At 64.0% G+C, this 15,012-nt stretch carries 14 protein-coding genes; 10 read left to right on the forward strand and 4 right to left on the reverse strand.

What is annotated here, in order from left to right; translation table 11 throughout:
* Positions 1 to 92 precede the first annotated feature (92 nt).
* The 6 genes from NCCP436_RS09195 (at position 93) to NCCP436_RS09220 (ending at position 7,895) form a co-directional block, all read left to right on the forward strand.
* Positions 93 to 1,712 carry an acyl-CoA synthetase gene (locus tag NCCP436_RS09195; RefSeq protein ID WP_220803689.1) on the forward strand — a complete coding sequence of 540 codons (1,620 nt, stop codon included), beginning with the start codon at positions 93 to 95 and terminating at the stop codon, positions 1,710 to 1,712.
* A 98-nt stretch (positions 1,713 to 1,810) separates the two neighbouring features.
* Entirely contained in the window at positions 1,811 to 3,184 is a 1,374-nt protein-coding gene (locus NCCP436_RS09200) for a solute carrier family 23 protein (protein WP_220803690.1), read from the forward strand.
* A 59-nt stretch (positions 3,185 to 3,243) separates the two neighbouring features.
* Entirely contained in the window at positions 3,244 to 5,016 is a 1,773-nt protein-coding gene (locus tag NCCP436_RS09205) for an acyl-CoA dehydrogenase C-terminal domain-containing protein (protein WP_220803691.1), read from the forward strand.
* Positions 5,017 to 5,179: 163 nt separating this feature from the next.
* A complete protein-coding gene (locus NCCP436_RS09210; RefSeq protein ID WP_220803692.1) occupies positions 5,180 to 6,358 on the forward strand; it encodes an acetyl-CoA C-acetyltransferase in 1,179 nt (392 codons plus the stop codon).
* A gap of 78 nt (positions 6,359 to 6,436) precedes the next feature.
* Positions 6,437 to 7,303 (forward strand): MBL fold metallo-hydrolase, encoded by an 867-nt coding sequence (locus NCCP436_RS09215; protein ID WP_220803693.1) that lies wholly within the window; start codon positions 6,437 to 6,439, stop codon positions 7,301 to 7,303.
* Between the two features lie 106 nt (positions 7,304 to 7,409).
* A complete protein-coding gene (locus tag NCCP436_RS09220) occupies positions 7,410 to 7,895 on the forward strand; it encodes a YbaK/EbsC family protein (RefSeq protein ID WP_220803694.1) in 486 nt (161 codons plus the stop codon).
* Between the two features lie 8 nt (positions 7,896 to 7,903).
* Here the strand turns inward: NCCP436_RS09220 and NCCP436_RS09225 are convergent, their stop codons facing one another.
* From NCCP436_RS09225 to NCCP436_RS09240, 4 genes are read right to left on the reverse strand one after another with little or no spacing between them, the layout of a single operon-like run.
* Positions 7,904 to 8,200, reverse strand: coding sequence for a YceK/YidQ family lipoprotein (locus tag NCCP436_RS09225; protein WP_220803695.1), 297 nt, complete (start codon positions 8,198 to 8,200; stop codon positions 7,904 to 7,906).
* Entirely contained in the window at positions 8,193 to 8,822 is a 630-nt protein-coding gene (gene ubiX / locus NCCP436_RS09230) for a flavin prenyltransferase UbiX (protein ID WP_220803696.1), read from the reverse strand. The genes NCCP436_RS09225 and ubiX overlap by 8 nt, the downstream gene beginning before the upstream one ends.
* Positions 8,823 to 10,178, reverse strand: a complete 1,356-nt coding sequence (mpl, locus tag NCCP436_RS09235) for a UDP-N-acetylmuramate:L-alanyl-gamma-D-glutamyl-meso-diaminopimelate ligase (protein WP_220803697.1) — start codon at positions 10,176 to 10,178, stop codon at positions 8,823 to 8,825. It abuts the gene before it with no gap.
* 51 nt (positions 10,179 to 10,229) lie between these two features.
* Positions 10,230 to 11,147 (reverse strand): LysR substrate-binding domain-containing protein, encoded by a 918-nt coding sequence (locus NCCP436_RS09240; RefSeq protein WP_220803698.1) that lies wholly within the window; start codon positions 11,145 to 11,147, stop codon positions 10,230 to 10,232.
* Positions 11,148 to 11,277: 130 nt separating this feature from the next.
* Between NCCP436_RS09240 and NCCP436_RS09245 the strand changes: the two genes are divergently transcribed.
* The 4 genes from NCCP436_RS09245 to NCCP436_RS17640 form a co-directional block, all read left to right on the forward strand.
* Positions 11,278 to 12,438, forward strand: coding sequence for a 2-aminoethylphosphonate--pyruvate transaminase (locus NCCP436_RS09245; protein ID WP_220803699.1), 1,161 nt, complete (start codon positions 11,278 to 11,280; stop codon positions 12,436 to 12,438).
* Positions 12,439 to 12,584: 146 nt separating this feature from the next.
* Positions 12,585 to 13,931: an MFS transporter gene (locus NCCP436_RS09250; protein ID WP_220803700.1), complete on the forward strand. Its 1,347-nt coding sequence runs from the start codon at positions 12,585 to 12,587 to the stop codon at positions 13,929 to 13,931.
* 38 nt (positions 13,932 to 13,969) lie between these two features.
* Positions 13,970 to 14,797, forward strand: a complete 828-nt coding sequence (gene phnX, locus NCCP436_RS09255; RefSeq protein ID WP_220803701.1) for a phosphonoacetaldehyde hydrolase — start codon at positions 13,970 to 13,972, stop codon at positions 14,795 to 14,797.
* Between the two features lie 76 nt (positions 14,798 to 14,873).
* The coding region (locus tag NCCP436_RS17640; RefSeq protein WP_259651436.1) for a hypothetical protein at positions 14,874 to 15,012 on the forward strand (139 nt) is incomplete at its 3' end.

Genomic DNA, 15,012 nt, shown 5'->3' on the forward strand with positions numbered 1-15,012 from the left:
AAGATCCTATAAATCCGTCCCGAGCAATCCGGTAAAGCCCACATCATTACCGGTATTACCAGAGCTAACAATCAGCCAAAGGTGTATCCGCCATGTCGATCTACGAACAGGGCCTCGGCCGCGCCGCCGTCAACCACGTTGCCCTCAGCCCGCTGAGCTTCATCGAGCGTACCGCGGCGGTATATCCGCACTACCCGGCCGTGGTGCATGGTTCGATCCGCCGCAACTGGGCCGAGACCTACGCGCGCTGCCGCCGCCTGGCCTCGGCACTGGCCGGCCGCGGCATCGGCAAGGGCGACACGGTGGCAGTGATGCTGCCAAATATCCCGGCCATGCTCGAAGCGCATTTCGGTGTACCGATGATCGGCGCGGTGCTCAACACCCTCAACGTGCGCCTGGACGCCGAGGCCATCGCCTTCATGCTGCAGCACGGCGAAGCCAAGGTGGTGATCGCCGACCGCGAGTTCTTCGATGTCATTCACGCCGCCATCGGCATGCTCGACCACCCGCCACTGGTGATCGACGTCGATGACCCCGAGTACGGCGAAGGCCAGCCGGTCAGCGACCTGGATTACGAAGCCTTCCTCGCCGAGGGCGACCCCGAGTTCGCCTGGCAGTGGCCGGAAGACGAATGGCAGGCCATCAGCCTCAACTACACCTCCGGCACCACCGGCAATCCCAAGGGTGTGGTCTATCACCACCGTGGCGCCTACCTGAACTCGCTGGGCAACCAGATGACCTGGAACATGGGCAACCACCCGGTCTACCTGTGGACCCTGCCGATGTTCCACTGCAACGGCTGGTGCTATCCCTGGACGGTGACCGCGCTGGCCGGCGTGCACGTGTTCCTGCGCCGCGTCGACCCGGCAAAGATCCTCAACCTGATTCGCGACGAGCAAGTCACTCACCTGTGCGGCGCGCCCATCGTGCTCAATGCGCTGGTCAACATGCCGCCAGAAGCCAAGGCTGCCATCGACCACCCGGTCAAGGCCATGGTCGCTGGCGCCGCGCCACCGGCCAAGGTAATCGGCGCGGTGGAGGAAATGGGCATCCACGTCACTCACGTCTACGGTCTCACCGAAGTCTACGGCCCGGTGACCCTGTGCGCCTGGCACGCCGAATGGGACGAACTGCCGTTGGAGGAACGCGCCACCATCAAGGCCCGCCAGGGCGTGCGCTACCCGACTCTGGAAGGGGTGATGGTCGCCGACCCGAAAACCCTCGAGCCGGTACCACGCGATGGCCAGACCATCGGCGAGATCTTCATGCGCGGCAACACTGTGATGAAAGGCTACCTGAAGAACCCCAGCGCCACCGCCGAAGCCTTCGAGGGCGGCTGGTTCCATACCGGCGACCTGGCCGTGTGCCATCCGGACGGCTACGTGGAAATCCGCGACCGCCTCAAGGACATCATCATTTCCGGCGGCGAGAACATCTCCACCATCGAGGTCGAAGGCGTGCTCTATCGCCACCCTGCCGTGCTGGAAGCCGCCGTAGTCGCCCGCCCGGACGAGAAATGGGGCGAGACGCCCTGCGCCTTCATCACCCTGAAGAGCGGTCAGCAGGTCAGCGACAGCGAGATCATGACCTTCTGCCGTGAACACCTGGCCGGGTTCAAGGTACCCAAGACCGTGGTCTTCACCCAACTGCCGAAGACCAGCACCGGCAAGATCCAGAAGTTCGTCCTGCGCGACATGGCCAAGGCTCTGTAACGACACCTCCTCTCGCTCTCCCCCACTCGCGGGGGAGAGCCGAATGAACCGTTTTCACAACAACAAGAAACGGCCCAGGCGGCCGACGGAGATCCCTCATGCAAATTTTCAAGCGCCGTGACGGCGACGAACAACCGCACTGGCCCTTCGGCCCGTTCAAGGTGCGCCTGCCCTTCGTGCATTACCGCTGGGAAACCGCGGAGATGCTGCAGGCGCTGATCATGTTCGTGGTCAGCCTGGCGATGATCCCGCTGCTGGAAAAGTATCTCGGCCTGCCCTATGACGTGGCCCTGGCCTACGTGGTGGTGTGCGGCATCGGTTTCATGCTGCCGGCGCTGCTCGGCGTACCTTTCGTACCCGGCTGGATCACCCCCGGCATCCCCGTGGTACTGCTGTTTCTCGGCAACTACGAGCCCGGCCCGCAGGCGATCCAGGCATTGTTCGCCCTGCAGTTCCTGGTCTTCGTGATCTTCCTCGTGCTTGGCGTCACCCGCCTGGGCAGTGCCCTGGTACGGCTGATTCCCAACTCGATGAAGGGCGGCATCATCATCGGTGCCGGTATCGCGGCACTGATGGGCGAGATCAGCGCCGGCGGCCGCCTGGCCAACACCCCGATCTCCCTGGTGCTGGGCAGCCTGATCTGCCTGTACCTGATGTTCTCGGTGTCGTTCAAGGGGCTGACCGAGCGCGTGCCCTTCGCCCGCAAGATCGTCAACTACGGCATGGTGCCGGGCATGCTGATCGCCATTTTCATCGGCATCGGTGTGGGCGAGTACAAGATGCCGGACGTGAAGTGGGGCATCACTGCGCCGGCCTTCGGCGAGATGTGGAACTACCTGCCGTTCAACGTCGGTTTCCCCGGCCTGGATGTCTTCCTGCTGGCCGTTCCCACCGCGGTGATCGCTTACGTGATCGCCTTCGGTGACATCATCGTCGGCCAGTCGCTGATGCAGCGCGCCGATGAACTGCGTACCGACGAAGTGATCGAAAACAACGTCGACCGTGTACACCTGGTAACCGCCATCCGCAACGCCCTGCACGCCTTCTTCGCGCCCTACCCGGGCCTGGCCGGCCCGCTGTGGACGGCAGTGGCGGCAACCATGGCCGAGCGCTACAAGTACGGGCGCAAGGCAATGGATTCCATCTACAGCGGCGCCGGCACCTTCTGGATCACCGGTTTCGCCGCCCTGTTCATGCTGCCGCTGGTCAGTTTCTTCCAGCCGGTACTGCCGATCGCCCTGTCACTGACCCTGATCCTCACCGGTTACATCTGCTTGATGGTCGGGTTCGAGCAGCTCAACAACAACACCGAGCGCGGCATCGCCGGCACCATGGGGGTAGTGCTTGCCGTCTACGGCGCGGGCTGGGGCCTGGCCGCCGGTGCCGCGCTGTACATCCTGGTCGAGCGCACCCATCTGCTTAAATTCACCAGCATCAAGGACAAACCGAACGAAGCGGCCGAAGCCGACTGAGTTCATCCGTTCACCCAGCGCCGTGCCTGTCGCGGCGCCTCAGCTGTCGAGGTTGCACCATGCCCGAGTTCAACGCCCCGCTGCGCGACATGCGCTTCGTCCTCCATGAGGTGTTCCAGGCCCCCAACCTGTGGGCACGCCTGCCGGCCCTGGCGGAAACGGTGGACGCCGACACCGCCGACGCCATCCTCGAAGAGGCGGCCAAGGTCACCGGCGGCCTGATCGCTCCGCTCAACCGCAGCGGCGACGAGGAAGGCGCACAGTGGCATGACGGCGTGGTTACCACCCCGCAGGGTTTCAAGGAGGCCTACGCCACCTACACCGAAGGCGGCTGGGTGGGCCTGTCCGGCAACCCGGAGTACGGTGGCATGGGCATGCCCAAGATGCTCGCCGTGGCCTTCGAGGAAATGCTCTACGCCGCGGGCTCCAGCTTTGCGCTGTACTCGGCGCTGAGTTCCGGTGCCTGCCTGGCCATCGACGCCCATGCCAGCGAGGAACTGAAGTCCACCTACCTGCCGCCGATGTACGAAGGCCGCTGGGCCGGCTCGATGTGCCTGACCGAGGCCCATGCCGGCACCGACCTGGGCATCATCAGAACCCGCGCCGAGCCTCAGGCCGACGGCAGCTACAAGGTCACCGGCAGCAAGATCTTCATCACCGGCGGCGAGCAGGATCTGACCGAGAACATCATCCATCTGGTGCTGGCCAAACTACCGGACGCCCCGGCAGGTCCCAAGGGCATCTCGCTGTTCCTGGTGCCCAAGGTGATGGTGGGTGCCGACGGCAGTCTCGGCGAACGCAACGCCGTCAGCTGCGGCTCGATCGAGCACAAGATGGGCATCAAGGCCTCGGCGACCTGCGTGATGAACTTCGACGGCGCCACCGGCTACCTGATCGGCGAGGTCAACCGCGGCCTGGCGGCGATGTTCACCATGATGAACTACGAACGCCTGTCCATCGGCATCCAGGGCATCGGCTGCGCCGAAGCGTCCTATCAGTCGGCTGTGGCCTACGCCCGTGATCGTCTGCAAAGCCGCGCACCAACCGGCCCGGTAGCCAAGGACAAGCTGGCGGATCCGATCATCGTGCACCCGGACGTGCGCCGCATGCTGCTGACCATGAAGGCCATGACCGAAGGCGGCCGCGCGTTCGCCTGCTATGTCGGCCAGCAGCTGGATCTGGCCAAGTACGCCGACGATACCGACGAGCGGCAGAATGCCGAGGCACTGGTCGCCCTGCTCACTCCTGTGGCCAAGGCCTTCTTCACCGACACCGGCCTGGAAAGTTGCGTGCATGGCCAGCAGGTGTTCGGCGGCCACGGCTACATCCGCGAATGGGGCCAGGAGCAACTGGTGCGCGACGTGCGCATCGCACAGATCTACGAAGGCACCAACGGCATCCAGGCCCTCGACCTGCTCGGGCGCAAGGTGGTGGCCAACGGCGGTGCCGCGCTGCGCCTGTTCGCCGCCGAGGTGCGCGCCTTCGCCCATGATCACGAAGCCACCTACGGCGCCCTGCTGCTTGAGGCGCTGGAGCGTCTGGAAGCCGTCAGCGGCTGGCTGCTGGAGCAGGCCAAGACTGAGCCCAACGCAGTCGGCGCAGCCTCGGTGGAGTACCTGCACCTGTTCGGCTACGTCGCCTACGCCTACATGTGGGCACGCATGGCGGCGGTGGCGCAGAACAAGCAGGCAGAGGATGAAGCCTTCTACGGCGGCAAGCTCGCCACCGCCGAGTTCTTCTTCACCCGCCTGCTGCCACGCACTCTAAGCCTGGAAGCGAGCATCCGTGCCGGTAGCCAGCCGCTGTATGGCCTGGCCGCCGAGCAATTCTGAGAACCTGCGCATGGTCAGCTGCGCGTCGGCCCCGACTCGCAAGACCAAGAACAGATTCAGCAACTGTTGAGCGTGTTGCGCGGCTGCCTCGGCGCCGCGCTTTTTTATTCCCGTAGTGGGTCGCGCGACCCAAGCATGCGCCGGACATCGGCGAGGAAATGTTATGCGTGAAGTTGTGATAGTCGCCGCCTGCCGTACCGCCATCGGCAGCTTCCAGGGCTCGTTGAGCCGTATTCCCGCACCGCAGCTGGGTGCGACCGTGATCCGCGAACTGCTGGCTCGTACCGGCATCGAGGGCGAACAGGTCGACGAGGTGATCCTCGGCCAGGTGCTCACCGCCGGCAGCGGGCAGAACCCGGCGCGGCAGAGCGTACTGCTCGCCGGTCTGCCGCACACCGTGCCGGCCATGACTCTGAACAAGGTCTGCGGCTCCGGCCTCAAGGCGGTCATCCTCGGCGCCCAGGCCATTCGCGGCGGCGATGCCGAGATCGTCATCGCCGGTGGCCAGGAGAACATGAGCCTGTCGCCCTACGTCATGCCGGGCGCACGCAGCGGCCTGCGCATGGGCCATGCACAACTGGTCGATACGATGATTCAGGACGGCCTGTGGGACGCCTTCAACGACTACCACATGGGCATCACCGCGGAGAACCTGGCCGAACAGTACGGCGTGTCACGCGCCGAGCAGGACGCCTTCGCCCTGCGCTCGCAGCAGCGCGCCCAGGCCGCCATCGAGGCCGGTCGTTTCGACGACGAGATCGTCCCGTTGGAAATTCCCCAGCGCGGCGCCGAGCCGCTGCGTTTTGCCCAGGACGAACAACCACGCGCCGGCACCAGCCTGGAAAGCCTGGCCAAGCTGCGTCCGGCATTCAAGGGTGAGGGTACGGTGACCGCCGGCAACGCCTCGACCCTCAACGACGGCGCCGCTGCCGTACTGCTGATGAGCGCCGAGAAGGCCGCCGAACTGCAACTGCCGGTGCTCGCGCGCATCGCTGCTCACGCCAGCGCCGGGGTAGACCCGGCGGTGATGGGCATCGGCCCGGTGTTCGCCAGCTGCAAGGCGCTGGAGCGTGCTGGCTGGAGCCTGGAGCAGCTGGACCTGATCGAGGCCAACGAAGCCTTCGCCGCCCAGGCCATTGCCGTCGGCCGCGAACTGCACTGGGACAGCGCCAAGGTCAACGTCAACGGCGGTGCCGTCGCCCTCGGCCACCCCATCGGTGCCTCCGGCTGCCGCATCCTGGTCAGCCTGCTCCACGAAATGCAGCGCCGCGACGCTCGCCGCGGCCTGGCCACGCTGTGCATCGGCGGCGGCCAGGGCGTGGCGCTGGCGGTCGAACGCTGAAACAATCGCCAACCCGGGTGGATCGCAGCTGCCGATCCCCCGCCCCTTTCCTTCACTGACAAGAACAAGAGAGACCCCATGCGAACCCTGACCACCCTGACCGGCAACAGCCAGAAACTCGATGGTGGCGCCATGTTCGGCAACGCGCCCAAGGCGCTCTGGCAGCGCTGGATGCCGGCCGACGAGCTGAACCGCATCGACCTCGGCTGCCGCGCCCTGCTGGTGCAGGAGGATGAACGCAACATCCTGGTGGAAACCGGCATCGGCGCCTTCTTCAGCCCCGAGATGAAGCAGCGCTTCGGCGTGCAGGAAGACCATCACGTACTGCTCGACGAGCTGGCAAAGCTCGGCCTGAGCGATGCCGACATCGATATCGTGGTGCTGACCCACCTGCACTTCGATCATGCCGGTGGCCTGCTCGCGGCCTGGGAAGAAGGCCAGCCGGCGCGCCTGCTGTTTCCCAGCGCCCGTTTCCTCACCGGCCGTCGTCAATGGCTACGTGCGCGCCAGCCGCACGCCCGTGACCGTGCCTCCTATATTCCGGAGTTGCTCGACCTGCTGGAGGCCAGCGGCCGTCTGGAGCTGATCGACGAAGGCAGCCACTGCGAGCTGCTCGGCCCGGACTGGCGCCTGCACTGGAGCGACGGCCACACCCCGGGCCAGCTGCTGCCGGAAGTCGCCATGCCGGGCGGCCCGGTGGTCTTCCCGGGCGACCTGATCCCCGGTGCGCCCTGGGTTCACCTGCCAATCACCATGGGCTACGACCGCTTCCCCGAAGGCCTGATTGAGGAAAAGCAGGCACTGCTGGCGGACTTGCTGGAGCGCGGCGGCCGCCTGGTGTTCACCCATGACCCGACCACCGCCATGGGCCGCGTGGCCCGGGACGACAAGGGTCGCTACTGCCTCAGCGAGCAATATCCGACAGTTCGCGCCCTGGCCGGCTAATGCCGGCGCTTGACGCTGCACGGACTGTGGCGACAGCATCGGCATTTTTCTCAGTGGCCCGAAGTGCTTCGGGCCACTCCAGTTACCACAGATCGGGAGTCATTACATGAGCCTGGCATCCGTGCGCGCCTTTCTTGCCGACAAGGCGCCGGACATCACCATCATCGAGCTGGAAACCAGCACCGCCACCGTGGCACTGGCCGCAGCCGCTCACGGCGTCGCTCCAGGGCAGATCGCCAAGACTCTGGCCTTTCGCATCGGCGAGCGTGAGGTGCTAATCGTCGCCCGTGGCGATGCCCGAATCGACAACCGCAAGATGAAAGAATGCTTCGGCACCAAGGCCAAGATGCTCGATGCCGAAACCGTGATGGCCCTGACCGGGCATCCGGTCGGCGGCGTCTGCCCGTTCGGCCTGGCCACCCCGCTGAGCGTTTATTGCGACCGCTCACTGCTGGCCTTCGATGAAGTAATACCCGCCGCCGGCGACATTCACAGCGCAGTGCGCATCACCCCGCTGCGCATGGCCGAACTGGTCGACGCTCAATGGATCGATGTCTGCCAGGAGGTAACCGCCGAGGCCGAAGCCGGCTGAGACGGCCTTCAACTGCCGCCGGAAATGCGCACGCTGGCCCCTATTGCCGCAGGCAGCGACAGGGGCAGCAACAGGGTATCGAGCAGCACGCTGCCAGGCAGATCGAGCCCCGGATAGCGCGGTGCCTCAGCGCCGAAGTGATCCATTGGGCAACAGCCATCAGTGAGCGCATACCAGTCCAGCCGCGTACCAGCGTAGACCACCGGCGCACCGGGCTTGGCCGCATCCAAGGTGCGCACAGTGGCGCAGCCGCCCTGGCTCAACAGCAGTACGGCGCATACAAACAGGCGGGTTTTCTTAGTCATCCGACACCAAATGATGCTCGCCCCAGCGTGGCAGCATGTCCTGGGGAATATTCAGGCAGTTGAGAATCCGCGCCACCACGAAATCCACCAGATCATCCAGCGTCTGCGGCTGATGATAGAAACCGGGCGATGCCGGCAGAATGGTCACGCCCAGGTTCGACAGTTTGAGCATGTTCTCCAGATGGATGCTCGAATAGGGCGCTTCGCGAGGCACCAGAATCAGTTGGCGCCGCTCCTTCAGTGCCACGTCGGCGGCACGTTCGATCAGGTTGTTGCAGGCACCGCTGGCAATCGCCGACAGCGTGCCGGTGCTGCACGGCACCACCACCATCGCCGCCGGCGCCCCGGAGCCGGAGGCCACCGGAGCCATCCAGTCCTCCTTGCCGTAGACGCGGATCTGCCCGGGTGCAGCGCCGGTGTACTCGGTGAGAAACTGCGCCATCGCCTGCGGCTTGGCCGGCAGTGCCACGTCGGTCTCGGTGGCCATCACTAGCTGTGCGGCCTTGGAGATCAGAAAGTGCACCTCACGCTCTTCCTGCACCAGGCAATCGAGCAGGCGCAGACCGTATTGCGCGCCTGAGGCGCCGGTCATCGCCAGCGTTATGCGTTCCGGTCCCGACATCTATCCCTCCAGAGCCTCGGCCAGCTTGCCATGCAGGCCACCGAAACCGCCGTTGCTCATCACCACCACCTGGGTGCCGGGGCGCGCCAAGGCCTTCACACCCTCGATGATCGACTCCAGCGAATCGCACACGCGCGTCGGGTTGCGCGCCTGCGCCACGGTGGCGGCCAGATCCCAACCCAGATTCGGCGGCGCATACCAGAACACCGCATCGGCCTGTTCGGCGGATTCAGCCAGACCGTCGCGATGGGCACCGAGCTTCATCGAATTGGAACGCGGTTCGATGACGGCGATCACCTGGGTGTCGTCACCGACACGCTTGCGCAGGCCGTCCAGAGTAGTGGCGATGGCGGTCGGGTGGTGGGCGAAATCATCGAAGATGGTCACGCCGTTCACCTCGGCGACCTTTTCCATGCGCCGCTTGGCATTGATGAATTTGCCCAGCGCCTCGATGCCCAGCGCCGGCAGCACGCCCACATGGCGCGCTGCCGCCAGCACCGCCAGAGCATTGGCGACGTTGTGCCGGCCGGTCAGTTGCCAGTCCACCACACCCTCGATCTTGCCCTCGAAGCTCACCTCGAAGCGCGAGCCATCGGCACTGAGCAGGCGCGCCTGCCACTGGCCACCCTCGCCTGTGGTTTGCACCGGGGTCCAACAGCCCATTTCGATGACCCTGACCAGCGCCGTTTCGGCAGCCGGATGGATGATCAGGCCAGAGCCCGGCACGGTACGCACAAGATGGTGAAACTGCCGTTCAATCGCCGCAAGATCCGGAAAGATATCCGCATGATCAAACTCAAGATTATTGAGAATGGTGGTTCGCGGACGGTAGTGAACGAACTTGCTGCGCTTGTCGAAGAAAGCACTGTCGTACTCATCGGCCTCGACCACGAAGAACGGCGTGTCACCCAAGCGCGCCGAAATCCCAAAGTTCTGCGGAACGCCACCGATCAAAAAACCCGGCGCCATGCCGGCATACTCCAGAACCCAGGCCAACATGCTGGAGCTGCTGGTCTTGCCGTGAGTGCCGGCCACCGCCAGCACCCAGCGTCCCTGCAGCACGTGGTCGGCCAGCCACTGCGGGCCGGAGACATAGGGCAGCCCCCGGTCGAGCACATATTCCACTGCAGGATTGCCGCGACTCATGGCATTGCCGATCACCACCAGATCCGGTGCGGGCTGCAGGTGCGCCGGCTCGTAGCCCTGCATCAACTCGATGCCCTGGGCTTCGAGCTGGGTGCTCATGGGCGGGTAGACGTTGGCGTCGGAACCGGTGACGCGGTGTCCCAACTCCTTGGCCAGAACGGCCAGCGAGCCCATGAAAGTGCCGCAGATGCCGAGAATGTGGATATGCATGAATAACCTCTGCAACGGGCCCGCAGGGAGCCGGTAAAAACTCGAGGCAGCTTAGGAGCCTTGTCCCGCCGGCGCAATCCCGCCGGTGCTGCCTTGGCTGCCGGCGTCAGACCGCACCAGATCGAGAAAGGTCACCACGATGCGCCGATCACGTTGGTCACGCAGGCACACCAGCGTCTCGGTCATGCTGCGCGTTCCATCACTGATCGGCAGCACATGGAGCCTGTGCCCGACGCCCAGCTCCGCCGCCGAGACGATGCCGACCCCCAGGCCTGCGGCCACCAGTTCGAACACCGCCTCGCGTCCCTCCACCTCGATCGACGGGGTGATCCGCAGTCCTGCCTCGTTCATTTCCTCTTCAATCAGTTGGCGGGTCATAGAGCCACGCTCACGCAGCACCAGCGGCGTGCCATCGAGATCAGACAGGGTGATGGACTTGCGCTGTGCCCAGGGGTGGCTGGGAGCGACGAAGGCCACCAGCGGCGCACGGCTGAGCACATGGGAAACCAGCCGATCATCCTCCACCGGACGCCCCAGTACGGCGAAGTCGGCCTTGTACTCAAACAACCGCGCCAGGGCTTCGTCGGTGTTGCCCGTGACCAGATTGAATTGAATCCCCGGATAAAGTTCGTTGAATCTGGCGATATAGGGCAACACGTGCAGAGGCGAATCGACCGCCAGGATCAGCCGCCCCTTGCGCAGGGCCTGCGAGCTGGCTAGCAGCTCCTGCGCCTCGGCCACTACCGCATAGAGACGCTGGGTGATTCCCAGCAACTGTTCGCCCAGTTCAGTTAGCTGCACCGAACGCTTGTTGCGCTGAAACAGCAGAACTCCGTAGTGCTCTTCCAGCTTGCGTACCTGGTCAGATATCGCTGGCTGGCTTAGAAACAGGTGCTCAGCCGCCTTGGTGAAACTGCCATATACGGCAACAGCGTGAAAGGCGCGCAATTGAGCGTTGGATACCGCCATGACCACCTCACTAATAACAAGAACTTATTTCTGAAATACTATAAATCGATTTTATTTATTCAATGCAGCTTGGTTTGATCATCTCCAGCGCGGCACATCGCCACATCCCCAACAGCTCTGGAGACCCGACATGAGCAAAGCTGAACTCCTGCAAGCCATCCCCGCCCCCGCCCTGGGTGAACCCTATCTGCTGACGCCTGGCCCGCTGACCACTTCCATGGCCACCAAGGAAGCCATGCTGCGTGACTGGGGCTCGTGGGATGCCGACTTCAACCGTGTTACCGCCGAAGTCCGCAAGCAACTGGTCGCCATGGCCGGCGTGCAGGACGACAGCTACACCTGCGTCCCCCTGCAGGGCAGCGGCACCTTCTCCGTCGAGGCCGCCCTGGCCACCGCCATCGCCCGCAATGGCAAGGCTCTGCTGCTGATGAACGGTGCCTACGGCAAGCGGGCTGCGCAGACCCTCGACTATCTGGGTCGCGACTACCTGACTCTGGACAAGGGTGACTACCTGCCGCCGCAACCGGAGGAAGTGGCCGAACTGCTCGACGCTCACCCGGAAATCACCGACGTATTCCTCGTTCACTGCGAGACCAGCTCCGGCATCCTCAACCCGCTGCGCGAAATCGCCGCCGTAGTTAAAGCACGCGGCAAGGGCCTGATTGTTGATGCCATGAGTTCCTTCGGCGCGGTTCCGGTAACCGTGGATCAGGTACCGTTCGACGTGCTGGTTTCTTCGGCCAACAAGTGCATCGAAGGCATTCCCGGCTTCGGCTTCGTCATTATCCGTCGCGCTCTGCTGGAACAGGCCACCGGTCGCGCGCACTCACTGAGCTTGGATCTGCTGGAGCAGTGGCGCTACATGGAGCGCACCGGACAGTGGCGCTTTACCCCACCGACTCACAGCGTGGTGGCGTTCCACAAGGCTCTCGAGCAACATGCCGCTGAAGGTGGTGTAGCCGGTCGTCTGGCACGCTACACCAGCAACCGCGACAAACTGGTCGCTGGCATGCGCGCCATGGGCTTCAAAACCCTGTTGGAAGACAACTGGCTGTCGCCGATCATCACCACCTTCTTCTGCCCGGCACACCCGAACTTCGAGTTCAAGCGTTTTTACGATGAACTGAAGGCCCGCCAGTTTGTGATCTACCCCGGCAAGCTGACCATCGCCGAGAGTTTCCGCATCGGCTGTATCGGTCAGATCGACACCCACATCGTCGGTCAGTTGCTGGAAGCCATCCGCGAAAGCCTGGAAGTAATGGGCGTCGACGACTGCAGCCCTGCAGCCTGAGCCCGCAAGGCGGTGCATGGATGCACCGTCTGCCCCGCGTGCTTGCATGCGGGGCACAAAACGCCTGATGGCGACTGAAGTGCTTTGACAAGAACAAAACAGGCAGTCGACGAACTGCCAGCACCTTCATATCGGAGATTAGTAGCGTGAATCAGTCTCAAGGTTTTTCCTTGTTCGGCCCTGGCTCCCTGTTCCGCTGGAGATGGCAGATCTTCGCCATCACCTGGATTGCATACGCCGCCTTCTACTTCACCCGCAAGGCGTTCTCGGTTGCCAAGCTGGGTATTGAGGACGATCCAAACTTCGAACTTGATCGGGCCACCATGGCCAACCTCGACGCCCTCTACCTGGGCGCCTACGCGGTTGGTCAGTTCACCTGGGGTATCCTCGCCGACCGCTTCGGCCCGCGCGTCGTAGTGCTGGGAGGCCTGATCATTTCCGCACTGGCTGCTCTGCTGATGGGTACCTTTGCCACCTTGCCGATCTTCGTCACCTGCATGATCGTTCAGGGTCTGGCGCAGTCCACCGGCTGGTCCGGCCTGTGCAAGAACATCGGCAGCTTCTTCGCCACCCGCGAACGCGGCCGTATTCTCGGCCTGTGGAGCAGTTGCTACGCCTTTGGTGGCCTGGTGGCCTCGCCCTTCGCCGGCTGGTGGGCCTATCAGATATACGGCAACTGGAAGGCGGCCTTCATTTCCAGCGCCATCGTCGTGCTGGGTGTGGCCGTGCTGTTCTTCATCTTCCAGCGCAACACCCCGGCCGACGTCGGACTGCCGCCCGTGGAAGGTGAAACCCCGGATACCCCGCAAACCGACGCCAACGGCAAGCGGGCCAGCTTCATCGAATGCCTGAAAACCATCATCGGCAACCGCACCGTACTGATCCTCGGTCTGGCCTACTTCCTGCTCAAACCGGCGCGCTACGCGATCCTGTTCTGGGGCCCGGTGATGGTTTACGAGCGCATGCCGGAAATCGGCAAGGTCGCCTCGGCCATCGTGCCGACCTCCTTTGAAGTGGCCGGTCTGATTGGTCCGATCATCCTCGGCCTGATCTCGGACAAGGTATTCGGCGCTCGTCGCTTCCCCGCCTGCATCGTCAGTCTGCTGGCACTGGCAGCGTGCCTGGCCCTGTTCGTGCCGACCATGGCCAGTGGCAATGTTTATCTGGTTGTCGGCCTGCTGTTCATGATGGGCCTGACTCTCTACGGCCCGGACGCCATGATCAGCGGTGCGGCCGCGATCGACTTCGGCAAGGGTACCGCCGGTACCGCTGCGGGCTTCGTCAACGGCTGCGGCTCGATCGGCGCCATCCTCGGCGGCCTGCTGCCCGGCTACTTCGACACCGAGACCGTGTTCATCGTCTTCACCGGCACCGCCTTGGTCGCCACGGTGATGATGATCCCGTACTGGAACAAGCGTCCCGATAACACCCCCCAACCCCAAAACCCGTCCGCAGCCTCTGGCTCGGTCAGCGACGTACGCGTCAAGGCCTGAAGCCCTCTACCCCAATACCATTGAACGGAGTTATCCACATGAACTACCAGCAACCCAGCCAACTGCAAGCCGTGATCCTCGACTGGGCCGGCACCGTCGTCGATTTCGGTTCCTTCGCCCCGACCCAGATCTTCGTTGAGGCATTCGCCGAGTTCGGTGTACAGGTCAGCCTCGCCGAAGCTCGCGGCCCCATGGGCATGGGCAAGTGGGATCACATCCGCACACTCTGCGACATCCCGGAAATCGCCGAGCGCTACCGCGCCAAGTTCGGCCGCACTCCGACCGATGACGATGTCACCGCCATCTACGAGCGCTTCATGCCCCTGCAGATCGAAAAAATTGCCGAACACTCGGCGCTGATCCCGGGCGCCCTCGACGTCATCGCCCAACTGCGCGAAGAAGGCCTGAAGATCGGTACCTGCTCCGGCTACCCCGCCGTGGTCATGAGCAAGGTCGTCGAGCTGGCCGAGCGCAACGGCTACAAGCCCGACCACGTGGTCGCCACCGATGAGGTGCCCAACGGCCGTCCCCATCCGGCACAGTCACTGGCCAACGTCATCGCCCTCGGCATCAGCGATGTCGCTGCTTGCGTCAAGGTCGACGACACCTGGCCGGGCATCCTCGAAGGCCGTAGCGCCGGTATGTGGACCGTTGCCCTGACCTGCTCCGGCAACGCTCTGGGGCTGACCTACGACGAGTACAAGGCTCTGCCCCAGGAAAAACTCGAGCAGGAGCGCGCCCGCATCGCCGCCATGTTCGAAGGCGCTCGTCCGCACTACCTGATCGACACCATCGCCGAACTGCCGGCGGTGATCGCGGACATCAACGCACGCCTGGCGCGTGGCGAGATGCCCCAGAACAGCTGACCCTGCCCCGCTCCCGGCCGTCACTGGCGGCCGGGATGCCGCAGCCTCACGCCTATAACAACAGAGGACAGAACCCATGATCTACGCCAAACCGGGTACCCCAGGCTCCCTCGTTACCCTCAAGCCGCGCTATGGCAACTACATCGGCGGTGAGTTCGTCGCCCCGCTCAGCGGCCAGTACTTCACCAACACCAGCCCGGTCGATGGCTCGGTAA

Origin of the sequence: Pseudomonas sp. NCCP-436 (assembly GCF_019656335.1) — a bacterium.
GTDB lineage: Bacteria > Pseudomonadota > Gammaproteobacteria > Pseudomonadales > Pseudomonadaceae > Aquipseudomonas.

Excerpts from the sequence above, each read along its gene's own strand:
- NCCP436_RS09195 (WP_220803689.1), top strand. The coding sequence starts at position 93 with ATGTCGATCTACGAACAGGGCCTCGGCCGCGCCGCCGTCAACCACGTT.
- NCCP436_RS09200 (WP_220803690.1), top strand. The coding sequence starts at position 1,811 with ATGCAAATTTTCAAGCGCCGTGACGGCGACGAACAACCGCACTGGCCC.
- NCCP436_RS09205 (WP_220803691.1), top strand. The coding sequence starts at position 3,244 with ATGCCCGAGTTCAACGCCCCGCTGCGCGACATGCGCTTCGTCCTCCAT.
- NCCP436_RS09210 (WP_220803692.1), top strand. The coding sequence starts at position 5,180 with ATGCGTGAAGTTGTGATAGTCGCCGCCTGCCGTACCGCCATCGGCAGC.
- NCCP436_RS09215 (WP_220803693.1), top strand. The coding sequence starts at position 6,437 with ATGCGAACCCTGACCACCCTGACCGGCAACAGCCAGAAACTCGATGGT.
- NCCP436_RS09220 (WP_220803694.1), top strand. The coding sequence starts at position 7,410 with ATGAGCCTGGCATCCGTGCGCGCCTTTCTTGCCGACAAGGCGCCGGAC.
- NCCP436_RS09225 (WP_220803695.1), bottom strand. The coding sequence starts at position 8,200 with ATGACTAAGAAAACCCGCCTGTTTGTATGCGCCGTACTGCTGTTGAGC.
- ubiX (WP_220803696.1), bottom strand. The coding sequence starts at position 8,822 with ATGTCGGGACCGGAACGCATAACGCTGGCGATGACCGGCGCCTCAGGC.
- mpl (WP_220803697.1), bottom strand. The coding sequence starts at position 10,178 with ATGCATATCCACATTCTCGGCATCTGCGGCACTTTCATGGGCTCGCTG.
- NCCP436_RS09240 (WP_220803698.1), bottom strand. The coding sequence starts at position 11,147 with ATGGCGGTATCCAACGCTCAATTGCGCGCCTTTCACGCTGTTGCCGTA.
- NCCP436_RS09245 (WP_220803699.1), top strand. The coding sequence starts at position 11,278 with ATGAGCAAAGCTGAACTCCTGCAAGCCATCCCCGCCCCCGCCCTGGGT.
- phnX (WP_220803701.1), top strand. The coding sequence starts at position 13,970 with ATGAACTACCAGCAACCCAGCCAACTGCAAGCCGTGATCCTCGACTGG.